The organism is Mesorhizobium sp. P2_E10 (genome assembly GCF_056404235.1).
The window spans coordinates 601,971-614,362 of sequence record NZ_JBFUEK010000002.1 but is presented as its reverse complement, the minus strand read 5'-3'; the positions used below and the strand labels follow the sequence as shown (position 1 = coordinate 614,362).

Here is a 12,392-nt window from a genome sequence, read left to right as displayed (position 1 = left end):
CGCCGCCCGATCAAGGAGCGGCGCAGAATGCAGGATAAAAGAGGACGCGCCGCTGGCGGTCAACCGAGATAGGGATAGAGCGGGAAACGATCGGTCAGTGCCACAACCTTGGCCTTCACCGCCGCCTCGACCGCCGCGTTGCCTTCGTCGGAATTGGCGACTTTCAGCCCGTCCAGCACTTCGGCGATCAGCTTGCCGATCTCGCGGAACTCGGCCTGGCCGAAGCCGCGCGTGGTGCCGGCCGGCGTGCCGAGACGCACGCCCGAGGTGACGAAGGGCTTTTCCGGATCGAACGGAATGCCGTTCTTGTTGCAGGTGATGTTGGCGCGGCCAAGGGCTGCCTCGGCGCGCTTGCCGGTGGCGTTTTTAGGGCGCAGATCGACCAGCATCAGGTGGTTGTCGGTGCCGCCGGAGACGATGTCGAGCCCGGTCTCCTTGAGGCTGGAGGCCAGCGCCTTGGCGTTGGCGGCGACACTCTCGGCGTAAACCTTGAAGCTCGGCTTCAACGCCTCGCCGAAGGCCACTGCCTTGGCGGCGATGACATGCATCAGCGGGCCGCCCTGCAGGCCGGGGAAGACGGCCGAGTTCATCTTCTTGGCGATGTCCTCGTCATTGCACAGGATCATGCCGCCGCGCGGACCGCGCAGCGACTTGTGCGTGGTGGTGGTCACGACATGCGCATGCGGCAGCGGCGACGGATGCACACCCCCGGCAACCAGGCCGGCAATGTGGGCCATGTCGACCATCAGATAGGCGCCGACCGCGTCGGCGATCTCGCGAAACCGCTTCCAGTCCCAGACGCGCGAATAGGCGGTGCCACCGGCCAGGATCAGCTTCGGCTTGGTCTCATGCGCGGTCTTCTCGATCGCGTCCATGTCGAGCAGGTGGTCTTCCTTGCGCACGCCGTAGGAGACGACCTTGAACCATTTGCCGCTCATATTGACCGGCGAGCCGTGGGTCAGATGGCCACCGGAATTGAGGTCGAGACCCATAAAGGTATCGCCGGGCTGCAGCAGCGCCAGGAACACCGCCTGGTTCATCTGGCTGCCGGAATTCGGCTGGACGTTGGCGAAGTTGCAGCCAAACAGTTTTTTGGCGCGCTCGATGGCGAGCTCCTCGGCCACGTCGACGAACTGGCAGCCGCCATAGTAGCGCTTGCCCGGATAGCCCTCGGCGTATTTGTTGGTCATGATCGACCCTTGCGCCTCGAGCACGGCGCGCGAGACGATGTTTTCCGACGCAATCAGCTCGATCTCATGGCGCTGGCGGCCGAGTTCGTTGCGGATGGCGCCGAAAATCTCCGGATCGGCGTCGGCCAGCGTGGTTTCGAAGAAGGATTCGAATTTGTTCGACACTGCCGCTGCTGTTGCCATGGCCTGAAATCCTCGGGTTCGGGGGCAATTTACCTATGCATATCGTTGCCCCAAAACCGCTGCACACGTTTGGGCGACATGCATTGCCGCGCCATTAACACAGTTGTTTTCGCCTCGCCACGTTTGCAGCGCGAAATTTGCTGGCCGGTTTGCGCCAGCAGGGCGGGTAGTCGCTATTTCCTGGACTGCCGGCCTTTCAACAAGGCCTCGGTCAGCGTGATCTCGGCAAACAGCGCCTGTGCCGTATGGTCGTTGATTTCGCCGCTGCGCAACATGGCGCGTATAGCGGTGCGCTCAGCCTCGATGGCTGAGAACCGGAGTTCCAGCTCCAGCCGCCCGGCTTCGCGAGCCTCGGCTCGGGCTTCATTGGCTTCGTCGGAGGCGGCGATGCGGCGGCGGTAGCCGGCAACGATGCTGTCAGCCACCGCCAGGCGGGCATCGGCCGCCTCCCCTTCGCTTGCGTCATTGGCGACGGCCTCGATGCGGGCGATGGCGGCATTGGCCGCACCGACGCGTGCCCGGCGCTCCTCGGCGGCGCCCGGATCCTCGCCCGGCTCGACCAGCCCGCGGGCGATCTTCGGCAAAGCCAGGCTGGCGATGACCAGCGAGCAGATGATGACGCCGGCGGCCAGGAAGATCACCAGATCGCGCGCCGGAAAGGGCGAACCGTCCGGCATGGCGAGCGGCAGCGACAGGATGCCGGCCAGTGTTATTGCGCCACGCACGCCGGCCACGGAACCGGCGAGACGCACGCGCAGCCCGAACGGCTCGGCCTCGCGCTTGCCCAGGCGCGCCGCGATACCGGCCGCGATATCGCCGACCCAGATCCACAGGAAGCGCAACGCGATCAGGCACAGCGTCAGGATCAGCACCGTGGCAACAGGCTCGACCAGCCAATGCCGGGTCGAAAGTTCGGGTGGCACTTTTCGGATGATATCCGGCAGCTGCAAGCCGAGCAGGATAAAGAGCGCGCCGTTGAAGACGAATGACAGCGTCGTCCAAAGCGACATCGTCTGCATGCGCGCCGAGACGCCGAGATAGCGGAAAACGCCGGAGCCACCGGTGAGCAGACCAGCGGTGACTGCCGCCAGAATGCCGGAGGCGCCGGCATGTTCGGCGCCGAGATAGGCGATGAAGGGGATCAGAATCATGACCAGCACCTGAGCCTCGGCCGGCACGCCGCCGATGCGGTTCAGGAGCTGAAGCGTCTTGGCGGCGGCGAACAGCGCAGCGACGCCGACCAGGATGCCGACCGCGACGGCGTAGAGGAAGGTCAGGGATGCGGCGGCGAAAGAAAAACTGCCGGTCAGCACTGCCGCCACGGCGAAGCGGAACATGACCAGGCCCGACGCATCGTTGAGCAGCGACTCGCCTTCCAGAATGTGCATCAGCCGCGCCGGCACCACATTCCGGTCGACGATCGACGACACCGCCACCGCATCGGTCGGCGACAGCACTGCGGCAAGCGCGAAAGCGACGACAAGCGGTATGCTCGGCACCAGCCAGTGCAAGGCATAGCCGAAACCGACGATGGTGAAGAAGACCAGCCCGATGGCAAGGTCGAGGATCGGCCCGCGCAGTGCCAGCAATTCACGCTTCGGCGCGGTCGCGGCGTCGCTGAACAGTAGCGGCGGGATGAACACCAGCAGGAACAGTTCGGGATCGATCTCGACATGCAGGCCGCGCATCGGCCAGGCAAGTGCGGCGCCTATGGCAATCTGCAGCACCGGCAGCGGTACCCGCACCAGCCGTACCAGCGCGCCGGAGACGGCGACGAAGACCAGCACGACCAGGATGAAGACGGCGACTTCCATGTTGCGGTTCCAGACGCGTTGTTGCCGAGCATGCGCAAAGCCGGCCGATCCGTCCAGCCGGCAGGAAACAGCCGCGCCGACCAGGAATTCAAAAACAAAAGGCCGCCATATCGGCGGCCTTTTAATAAATAAAATCAGTTTCTTAGAGCGCGGAAGTGATCTGCAATTCGCTGGCTCCGTCGAGGCCGTAAATGTCATCGCGCAGCTGCACGACGCCTGGCCCCGTCGACCAGGCCGAGACATAAAGAAAATGAACCGGTACCGGATTGGTGACCTGCACCGGCGTGTTCTCACCGGTTTTGATCGCCGCCTCGAAGTGCTGGCGATCCCAGCCTGGCGTGTCGCGCAGGATCCAGGTGACGAGGTCGCGCACATTCTGCACGCGCACGCAGCCCGAGGAATCAAACCGCATCATCTTGCCGAACAGGCTCTGCTGCGGCGTATCATGCATATAGACGCCATCCGGGCTCGGGAAGTTGATCTTGACCGAGGCCATGGCGTTGCCGGACCCCGGATCCTGGCGGAAACGGTACTTTTCTGCATCGTCGGTCGACCAGTCGACCGTCATCGGATCGACTTCGCTGCCATCCGGCGCGAACAGCCGGATATGGCTGTCCTTGAGATAGTCGGGGTTCTTCCGCATCAGCGGAATGATGTCCTTGCGCACGATCGAGACCGGAGCGTTCCAGTAAGGATTGACGATGATCTCGTTGATCTTGGAATTGACGATCGGCGTCTGGCGGTCGATCTTGCCGACGATGGCGGTGTGGCGCAGCACGACACGATCGTTCTCGACCGCCTCGATCTGGGCGCCGGGAATGTCGACCAGTACGTAGCGGTTGCCCAGCGTACCGGCCTTTTCGCGCAGGCGCTGCAGATTGGTCTGCAACTGGCCAAGCCGGATTTGCGCCGATACATTCATCGCCGCGTAAGTGTATTTGCCCATCGAGCCGTCCGAAGGCAGGCCGTGGCGCGCCTGGAAGCGCTTGACGGCCGCGTCGACATAGGAATCGAAGGACGTCGAAATGCCGGCGCTCTGCGCCAGGTCACCCGACATCATCAGCCGCTTGCGCAGCGGCACCACGTCGGGATCATCGACGCCAAGCTGCAGCTTCTTGGTCGCGGGAACCTCGACCCAGCCGCCTTGGGCGACGATGTTCTGATACTGCGCGACGGCCTGCTCGGTGAAGGCAACGGTCTGCAGGCTGAAGATCGGCAGCGTCGAGGCTACCTTACCACCTTCTGAGGCGCGGGCATCGAACTGGTCGTCCCAATTGCCGCGGGCCGAGGATTTCAGGATATCCCCGATCACATCCTGCGCATTGGCGCTGTTCGCAACCATTGCGACGGCGAGCGCGGAGGCTCCGGAAAGGAAGAAACGGCGGCTGGTTCTCATGGACGTTCCAGACATTCTTGTAGCAATCGGATCACCGGGCGATCTCGCCCGCACTCTAAGATTGGCAATCTTAACAATTAGCCAACCATGGCTTGCATCACTTGGGCGTGAAACGCACGGGTGCGATGCCAGTTCCGGATGAGCACTCTGCCTTGTGAAATCTTGGCCTTCACCGCAGCATCACCCGTATCCTCGCTTTCACCGGGAATATGGCGGCAACGTGGCTGCTGCCCGAATTTGGATTGGCCGGAGCGGCGAAAAGCGGGGACCGGTGCTTTTCGGCACCGTCATCGCTCAGCGCGAAGTCTCAACCCTTCGGCTCCTGACCCGGCGGCGCCTTCAATTCCGAGCATCGCTGTAACACCTCATTTTGGGGATAGCGCAGGACCTTGTTGTCCAATTTGAGCAGCATCTCCCGTCTCTTGTCCGGGCTGCCCTCGCCGTCCGTGCAGCTCATGTCCAGAATGATCGCGTCCAGGCGGTTGATCTTCTGGACTTTGATCAATGTGCAGCGGACTTCCCACATCTCCACCGCCTTGTCGGTGAACGTCACGATGGAGTCATTGTTGTCGCATGGGGCGCTGCCTTGCGCGGCAAAGGAATCCTTCCACCACTCCTCCGCAAACGCCGGTTGCGCGGCCAGCAAAAACACCGCGGCAAGCGAGCAAATCGTCGAGCGGTTCCCCAGGTCCATCATGCGCTCCCTCCAGGCCGCGACAATTAAGCACCGTTGCCGCAACCCTGCCAAGGAGGCTGCCGACGAGGCGGCTGAGCTTTGGGCAAGGTTTCTGCGCCACCAAAGAAAAAAGGACCGGTGCCCCCCGGCGCCGGTCCTTGATTTCCTTCTGCCCCGGCCGCGCTTCTTTCTGGCGCGGCTCGAATCTTGCTGCCTGGGATGCCTTACATCCGGTAGGCGATGGTGTCGTTCCAGAAGCGATCGAGCCGCTGCAGCGCGCGGTTCATCTGCTTGAACTCTTCGCTGTTGATGCCGCCGACCTGTTCGATCGAACCAACATGGCGCTCATAGAGACCGGCAACGACATCTGCCACCTCATTGCCTTTCGGCGTCAGCGAAACGCGGACCGAACGACGGTCGATGCGCGAGCGCTGGTGGTTGATGAAGCCAAGATCGACCAGCTTCTTCAGATTGTAGGAGACGTTCGAGCCGAGATAATAGCCACGCGAGCGCAGTTCGCCGGCGGTCAGCTCGGAATTGCCGATGTTGAACAAAAGCAGCGCCTGGATGGCATTGATGTCGGAGCGGCCGTTGCGGTCGAATTCGTCCTTGATCACGTCAAGCAGACGGCGGTGCAGACGCTCCACCAGCTGCAGCGATTCCATGTACAGCGAACGGATCGCCTCGCGGCGGTCGTCGGATACGTTGGCGGTCTTCGCCGCCGGACGCGAATTGATCATTGTCTTTGCCTCTCGTTTGTCGCCCTGGTGATTTTTTGTTTTTCACCTTGATCGCGACACTATCGAATACTCATAAAATTCGACTTAAACGCTAGGGCTAACAAGAGCTTACCGGTAATAGGTTTCGCAAGAGGCTTAACGAACGGTCACCCGAGCAAGGATAATTAACCTAAAGATTTAGCCAATGATTTCGAGCCAACCAGGGCTCACGCTCGCGTCGGGCGTTTGCGCATCCAGATCACGACGCGGAAGACGATATAGAGCAGCGCCGCCGCCACGTGGGAAAAGATGATCAGCGGCCGGTGGCCGAAAAGATCAGGGAAACCGGCATACATGATGGTCTCGGTGATCGCGCAGATGAACCAGATCACGGGGCCCCACGACGCCAGCATCCACAGGCCGGCGGCGGCGAAGGGAAAGAACACGGCGAGCACCACGGCCGCCACCTGCCAGTGCACCGGCATCAGATCGAAGCGCCACAGCGGGCCGGGATAGAAACCGATCAGCCGGATCCAGTAGAGAATGCCGAACAGCAGGCAGTAGCCCGCTATGACGCGCTGGAACCAGGCGAAGATGATCTCGACGCCGGAGGGCTGCAGCACGATGCGTCTCGAGGCGGCCTCGCTCACAGTTCGAGCTCCCGTTCGAGTGGAGCGAAATAGGCATCGATGTCGGCAGTGCCGACCGCATCGATGCTGGCCGGCTGCCAGTGTGGCTTCGAGCCCTTGTCGATGATGACGGCGCGGATGCCTTCATAGAAATCGCGGCCTGACAGCATGCGGTTGAGGATGCGGAACTCCATCTTCATGCATTCGTCCATCGACAATGTCAGGCCGGCGCTGATCTGGCGCCAGGCGACATGCAGGCTGGTCGGCGAGCGGGTGCGGATGGTCGCCAGTGTCTTGGCGGCGAATTCGTCGGCTGCTGCCGCCCGCTCCAGGCTGTCGATGATATCCCTGAGCGAGGCTTGCGCAAAATGCTGGGCGATTGCCGCCAGCGTCGGCCTGTCGGTCTCGCGCCTAACCGAGATGAAAAACCCGCGCAGCACCGATTCCGGATCGCCAGTCGCCGCCAGCCGGTCGAGAAAGCCGGCCTGGTCCTCTGCCTTGATGGTGTGCGTGGCGAGGCCCGACCACAGCGCGTCGCCATAGCGGATGCGGTTTCCGGTCAGCGCCAGATACATGCCGAAGCTGCCGCCGAGATCCGGCAGCAGATGGCTGCCGCCGACATCGGGGAAGAAACCGATGCCGACTTCCGGCATGGCGAACTGGGCGTTCTCGGTCAGCACACGCTGCGAGCCGTGGAAGGAAATGCCGACGCCGCCGCCCATGACGATGCCGTCGATCAGCGCGACATAGGGTTTTTTGAACCGCTTGATGCGGGCGTTCAGGCGGTATTCGTCGGCGAAGAACTCGACCGGCGGCTTTCCCGCCCGGGCCTCGTAGACGTGCATTATGTCACCGCCTGCCGAAAACGCCCTGCCCTCGGCCTTGACGACGACGACATCGACGCCGTCATCGCGCTCAAAGGCGTCGAGCGCCTTGTCCAACGCCTTGATCATGCGATGCGTCAGCGCATTGAGCGCCTGCGGCCGCGTCAACGTGACGACGCCAGCCTTGCCCAACCGTTCGAAGCGAATTTCGTCGCCTCCGCCAAAATCCATCGTGAAAGAATCCCTCCCCGCGCCTGCGGGACTGAAGTGCTAAAGCGTGGCGCATGGGTGCGTCAATGGCGCGAGTGTATTCACCCCACCTTGGCCACCGCCACCGCCCGATGTTAGAAAGTCCGCCGCCATCGCAGCCGGGGCGTACTGTCTTTCAGCGGCTATGACCGTCTTCGGGGGATTGTGAGCCATGCCTGGACATTCGCGCCTCTCGCTGGTGATGATCGGACTGATGGCCGTTTACGCAACAGTTCGGCCTGTGTCCGCCACGTCACTCGACGAACTCTACCAGGCGCAGACCATCGTCACCGGCCAGGGCGAGGTGAACCGCCAGATCGGCTTCAAGGCCTGCCTGGACTCGGTTCTGGTGCGGGTTTCCGGCGACCAGCGCCTGCCGAACAGGCCGGAAATGGCTGATCTGCGCGACAAGGCCGGCAGTTTCGTCGCCGAGTTCCGCTATCACGACCGGCTGGAAGGCATTCCGGTCCATGACGAACAAGGCACGCACGACCGGCCGCACGACCTCACCTGCCTCTACAAGCCGGCCGCAATCGACCCGGTGCTTGCCACGCTCGGCAGCAAGCCTTGGCTTGGCGAACGGCCGCGCCTGGCGGTGTTTTTGACGACCGAGCAAGGCACAAGGCATTTCGCGCTGACCGCGGATGATGAGCACGGCCAAGCGATGCGCGAATCCTTCGTCAACGCCACCGGCCCGCTGGTGATGCGGATCGCCTTTCCCTCGGCATCGCTGCTCTCCGGTGCCGGTCTCGACGACAAGACGCTGCGCAATGCCGATTTGGCGATGCTGGATCAGTTGGCCAAGAAAGCCGGCGCCGACCAGGCGCTCGCCGGCAGCATCGTCTGGAGCGACAAGGATCTGGGCTGGATCGCCGACTGGCGGCTGGCCATGGGCGGCAAGACCTACACTTGGCAGGTGCGCGGCGTCAGCTTTGATGAGGCGTTCCGTGTTGCGATGCGGGGCGCGGCTCAGGTTCTGAGCGGCAACGGTCAGCCTAAGTCAGGCTGATATTCAGGTGATGCCGGTCTGCAAATGGCGACTTCTTGCGCTTCCGGTGCTCACGTACCCAAAAGTACGCTCCGCTCCGGATCTTAAAACCCACCATTTTCGACTCGGCCTGACCTGAAACTCAACCTGCCTTTGCCTCAGAGCGCACCCGCATCCCTGGCACAATCGTGTCGCATTGGTCAGCGGCAAGGGCTCGTGGTAAAAGCCGCCGATCCGGAGTCTTGGCGATGAACAAATTCACCCCTGCAAAAGCTGCCGGCGCACGCAGCGTCGACGATATCACCGGCAGCCACCGTCTGCGCCGCATGCGCAAGGCCGATTGGTCGCGCCGCCTGGTCCAGGAGAACCGGCTTTCGGTCGACGATCTGATCTGGCCGATCTTCGTCGTCGACGGCAAGAATATCCGCGAACCGATCGCCGCCATGCCGGGCGTCTTCCGCCTGTCGATCGACCTTGCGGTGAAAGAGGCCGAGCGTGCGGCCAAACTCGGCATTCCGGCCATCGCCACCTTCCCCAATGTCGAACTGGGCCTGCGCGACCAGACCGGCTCGCACATTCTCGACCCGGAAAACATCATCAACCGCACCACACGCGCCATCAAACATGCGGTGCCGGAGATCGGCATCATCACCGATGCCGCGCTCGATCCGTTCACCTCGCACGGCCATGACGGCATTTTGCGCGACGGCATCATCGTCAATGACGAGACGGTGGAGCAGGTAACGGCGGCAGCCGTCATCCAGGCGGCGGCGGGCGCCGACATCATTGCCCCCTCCGACATGATGGACGGCCGCATCGGCGCCATCCGCGACGCGCTCGACGCCAATGGTTTTCAGGATGTGGCGATCATGTCCTATGCGACGAAGTTCGCTTCGGCCTTCTACGGCCCCTATCGCGAGGCGGTCGGCACCGCCGGCCTGCTCAAGGGCGACAAGAAGACCTATTACATCGACCACGCCAATTCCGACGAAGCGGTGCGCGAGGCAGAGCAGGACATCGCCGAGGGCGCGGACATGCTGATGGTCAAGCCCGGCCTGCCCTATCTCGACATCATCCGCAGGCTGAAGGACGAGTTCCAGATGCCGACCTTCGCCTACCAGGTGTCGGGCGAATATTCGATGATCAAGGCCGCCGCCGCCAATGGCTGGATCGACGGCGAGAAGGCGATGCTGGAATCGCTGCTCGCCTTCAAGCGCGCCGGCTGCGACGGCATTCTTACCTACTTTGCGCCAGAGGTGGCGGCGATTCTGAAGGGATAGGGTGGCCGCCGCGGCCGCCCTGCTCCAGCGTTCTCAAAACTCCACGTCGAGTTCGATGATGTCCTCGGGCTCGGCAAGCGCGTCCTGCGTCCATTCCTGCATCAGCGGCCAGGCGAGGATCGCCTCGCAATAGGCGGCGAGCGGTGCTTCGAGCTCAACCGCGTAGGTGCGAAAACGGGTGCAGACCGGTGCATACATCGCGTCGGCAACGGTCGGCGAGGAACCGAACAGCCAGGGACCACCATAGGTCGCCAGACATTCGGACCAGATCGTCTTGATCCGCTCGACATCGGGGCGCGCGCCGGAAAAGATCTTGAAGCTCTGGTGCCGGGCTTTGAGGCTCATCGGCAGCGCCGAGCGCAAATTATGAAAGCCTGAATGCATCTCGCCGGACACCGCCCGGCAATGCGCTCGCGCCACGCGGTCGGCCGGCAGGAGGCCGGCACCCGGCATTGTCTCGGCTAGATATTCGGCGATCGCCAGCGTGTCCCACACCGTCACCCCATCATGGGTCAGCCGCGGCACCAGCACCGATGGCGACAGCAGCAACAATTCCTGCCGCTGCTCGGGGTCATCGATATCGATGCGCTTCTCCTGGAACTCCAGCCCCGCCATGCGGCAGAGCAACCAGCCGCGCAGCGACCAGGAGGAATAGTTCTTCGACGATATCGTCAACGTGGCCTTTGCCATGCGATCGGCCCTCCGAGCCCCTTTGCCGGCAACAATCCTCTCGCAATGCACAAAATTTTGCACTAGATTTTTTTGCACTGCCACATGGCCGCTTCGGAACGGGATGCATCTCGATGCTGTACCAGGCCTACCAGCTACAGGACGATCTCATCGCCCCGTCGCGTTTTTTCGCCGATCTCATGCGCTCGGCGATGAGCAGCATGGTTTCAGGCGACAGCGTGAAGCAACGGCTGGCCGCCGGACTGGAGATGATCGGCCGCTTCAAGCTCACCCATGCACGACCGGATTTCGATATCAAATCGGTCAAGGTCGGCAATCGCGATGTACCGGTCACCGTCGAGACGGCGCTCGAGCTGCCGTTCGGCACGCTTCTGCGCTTCGCCAAGGACATGGATACGCGCCAGCCCAAGGTGATGGTGATCGCCCCTTTGTCGGGCCACTTCTCGACCTTGTTGCGCGGCACGGTGGAGACGCTGCTGGCCGACCACGAGGTCTACATCACCGACTGGGCCAATGCCCGCGACGTGCCGCTTGCCGCCGGCCGTTTCGGCGTGGACGACTATGTCGACTACGTCATCCGCTTCCTGGAGGCGATCGGCCCGGGCGCGCACATACTGGCGGTCTGCCAGCCCTGCGTCCAGGCGCTTGCCGCCGTCGCCGTGATGTCCGAGGACAGGCACCCCGCGACACCGCGCTCGATGACGCTGATGGCGGGACCGATCGATCCGCGCGAAAGCCCGACCAAGGTCAACGAATTCGCGGTCAGCAAGTCGCTGGCCTGGTTCCAGAGCTCCGTCATCTCGCGTGTGCCGTGGCGGCACGCCGGCGGCGGACGCCGGGTCTATCCGGGCTTTCTCCAGCTTGCGGCGTTCATGGCCATGAACATGGACCGTCACAACAAGGCTCACCAGAAACTCCACGACCATCTGGCGGCCGGCGAGACCGCCGAGGCCGAGAAGATCAAGACCTTCTATGACGAGTATCTGGCGGTGCTCGACCTCACCGAAGAGTTTTATCTCGAAACCATTGATAGGGTGTTCCAGAAGGCGGAGCTCGCCACCGGTACGTTCACGTTCCGCGGCAGCCCGGTCGACCCGGGCGCAATCCGCAACACGGCGCTGCTCACTGTCGAGGGCGGACGCGACGACATCTGCGCGCTTGGCCAGACCTCGGCCGCGCATGAATTGTGCCGGTCGCTGCGCCCGCATCTGAAGCGCCATCATCTGCAGGCCAATGTCGGCCATTACGGCGTCTTCAACGGCAAGCGCTGGGAGCGCGAAATCTATCCGGCCGTGCGCAATCTCATCCTGTCGATGGAATAGTTTTTGCTCGACAGGGATAGAGACTCTGAAGAGGTAGCCGGAACCCGGAAACGCCGGGTTCCGGATGCTCCTTACGCCTTGGGCAAATAAGGTATCGTTCCGGCCAGATCGGTATTGTCGATCATCTGGAAGCGGCTGTCGCTGCCGGCCTGACGCGCCGCCACGAACGGAGCGTATTGCGGATCGGTGGTGAAGGCCTCGGCGGCCTGAGCCGAGGGAAACGCCATGATGGCGATGAGGCTGGTGTCCAGCGGCTTGCCCTCAAGCGTCTTCACATTGCCGCTGCGCGCCAGATATCGGCCACCATGCTTGTGCACGAGATCGTGCACCGAAGCGGCATACGCCGGCACCCACTTGTCGTCCTTCACCTTGATGTCTGCGATCACATAAGCGGTCATTGTCTTTCAAACTCCTCATTGATCGGCACCGGAC

General features: G+C 62.7%; 12 protein-coding genes. 3 read left to right on the top strand and 9 right to left on the bottom strand.

The annotated features are described in order from the left end of the window. Positions 1 to 59: 59 nt before the first annotated feature. From glyA to AC1D0N_RS07625, 7 genes are all read right to left on the bottom strand, one after another. The gene (gene glyA / locus AC1D0N_RS07655) at positions 60 to 1,373 is read right to left on the bottom strand and encodes a serine hydroxymethyltransferase (protein ID WP_477242824.1); all 1,314 of its coding nucleotides are present in this window, start codon (positions 1,371 to 1,373) and stop codon (positions 60 to 62) included. Positions 1,374 to 1,546: 173 nt separating this feature from the next. Then, on the bottom strand, positions 1,547 to 3,187 hold the full coding sequence (locus AC1D0N_RS07650) for a Na+/H+ antiporter (RefSeq protein WP_477242823.1): 1,641 nt from the start codon (positions 3,185 to 3,187) through the stop codon (positions 1,547 to 1,549). Between the two features lie 142 nt (positions 3,188 to 3,329). Then, complete coding sequence (locus AC1D0N_RS07645; protein ID WP_477242822.1) at positions 3,330 to 4,583, bottom strand: L,D-transpeptidase family protein; 1,254 nt, start codon at positions 4,581 to 4,583, stop codon at positions 3,330 to 3,332. A gap of 307 nt (positions 4,584 to 4,890) precedes the next feature. Beyond that, positions 4,891 to 5,280, bottom strand: coding sequence for a hypothetical protein (locus AC1D0N_RS07640; RefSeq protein ID WP_477242821.1), 390 nt, complete (start codon positions 5,278 to 5,280; stop codon positions 4,891 to 4,893). 203 nt (positions 5,281 to 5,483) lie between these two features. Next, positions 5,484 to 5,999, bottom strand: coding sequence for a transcriptional regulator LdtR (gene ldtR, locus AC1D0N_RS07635; protein WP_142869475.1), 516 nt, complete (start codon positions 5,997 to 5,999; stop codon positions 5,484 to 5,486). A 206-nt stretch (positions 6,000 to 6,205) separates the two neighbouring features. After that, entirely contained in the window at positions 6,206 to 6,628 is a 423-nt protein-coding gene (locus tag AC1D0N_RS07630) for a DUF6163 family protein (protein WP_477242820.1), read from the bottom strand. Beyond that, a complete protein-coding gene (locus AC1D0N_RS07625; RefSeq protein ID WP_477242819.1) occupies positions 6,625 to 7,662 on the bottom strand; it encodes a 3-hydroxyisobutyryl-CoA hydrolase in 1,038 nt (345 codons plus the stop codon). The genes AC1D0N_RS07630 and AC1D0N_RS07625 overlap by 4 nt, the downstream gene beginning before the upstream one ends. 190 nt (positions 7,663 to 7,852) lie before the next feature. Here AC1D0N_RS07625 and AC1D0N_RS07620 point away from each other — a divergent pair, with 190 nt between their 5' ends. Continuing rightward, complete coding sequence (locus tag AC1D0N_RS07620) at positions 7,853 to 8,689, top strand: DUF2066 domain-containing protein (protein WP_477242818.1); 837 nt, start codon at positions 7,853 to 7,855, stop codon at positions 8,687 to 8,689. A gap of 227 nt (positions 8,690 to 8,916) precedes the next feature. Continuing rightward, on the top strand, positions 8,917 to 9,948 hold the full coding sequence (gene hemB / locus AC1D0N_RS07615) for a porphobilinogen synthase (protein ID WP_477242817.1): 1,032 nt from the start codon (positions 8,917 to 8,919) through the stop codon (positions 9,946 to 9,948). A 33-nt stretch (positions 9,949 to 9,981) separates the two neighbouring features. On the opposite strand, the gene AC1D0N_RS07610 is transcribed toward hemB, so the two are convergent. Then, positions 9,982 to 10,638 carry a glutathione S-transferase gene (locus tag AC1D0N_RS07610; protein WP_477242816.1) on the bottom strand — a complete coding sequence of 219 codons (657 nt, stop codon included), beginning with the start codon at positions 10,636 to 10,638 and terminating at the stop codon, positions 9,982 to 9,984. Positions 10,639 to 10,751: 113 nt separating this feature from the next. On the opposite strand from AC1D0N_RS07610, the gene AC1D0N_RS07605 reads away from it, so the two are divergent. Further along, a complete protein-coding gene (locus AC1D0N_RS07605; RefSeq protein ID WP_477242815.1) occupies positions 10,752 to 11,960 on the top strand; it encodes a polyhydroxyalkanoate depolymerase in 1,209 nt (402 codons plus the stop codon). A gap of 71 nt (positions 11,961 to 12,031) precedes the next feature. On the opposite strand, the gene AC1D0N_RS07600 is transcribed toward AC1D0N_RS07605, so the two are convergent. Continuing rightward, complete coding sequence (locus AC1D0N_RS07600) at positions 12,032 to 12,358, bottom strand: DUF1330 domain-containing protein (RefSeq protein ID WP_477242814.1); 327 nt, start codon at positions 12,356 to 12,358, stop codon at positions 12,032 to 12,034. Positions 12,359 to 12,392: the final 34 nt, after the last annotated feature.

Coding starts and splice junctions, on each gene's coding strand:
- glyA (WP_477242824.1), bottom strand. CDS start 1,373: ATGGCAACAGCAGCGGCAGTGTCGAACAAATTCGAATCCTTCTTCGAA.
- AC1D0N_RS07650 (WP_477242823.1), bottom strand. CDS start 3,187: ATGGAAGTCGCCGTCTTCATCCTGGTCGTGCTGGTCTTCGTCGCCGTC.
- AC1D0N_RS07645 (WP_477242822.1), bottom strand. CDS start 4,583: ATGAGAACCAGCCGCCGTTTCTTCCTTTCCGGAGCCTCCGCGCTCGCC.
- AC1D0N_RS07640 (WP_477242821.1), bottom strand. CDS start 5,280: ATGATGGACCTGGGGAACCGCTCGACGATTTGCTCGCTTGCCGCGGTG.
- ldtR (WP_142869475.1), bottom strand. CDS start 5,999: ATGATCAATTCGCGTCCGGCGGCGAAGACCGCCAACGTATCCGACGAC.
- AC1D0N_RS07625 (WP_477242819.1), bottom strand. CDS start 7,662: ATGGATTTTGGCGGAGGCGACGAAATTCGCTTCGAACGGTTGGGCAAG.
- AC1D0N_RS07620 (WP_477242818.1), top strand. CDS start 7,853: ATGCCTGGACATTCGCGCCTCTCGCTGGTGATGATCGGACTGATGGCC.
- hemB (WP_477242817.1), top strand. CDS start 8,917: ATGAACAAATTCACCCCTGCAAAAGCTGCCGGCGCACGCAGCGTCGAC.
- AC1D0N_RS07610 (WP_477242816.1), bottom strand. CDS start 10,638: ATGGCAAAGGCCACGTTGACGATATCGTCGAAGAACTATTCCTCCTGG.
- AC1D0N_RS07605 (WP_477242815.1), top strand. CDS start 10,752: ATGCTGTACCAGGCCTACCAGCTACAGGACGATCTCATCGCCCCGTCG.
- AC1D0N_RS07600 (WP_477242814.1), bottom strand. CDS start 12,358: ATGACCGCTTATGTGATCGCAGACATCAAGGTGAAGGACGACAAGTGG.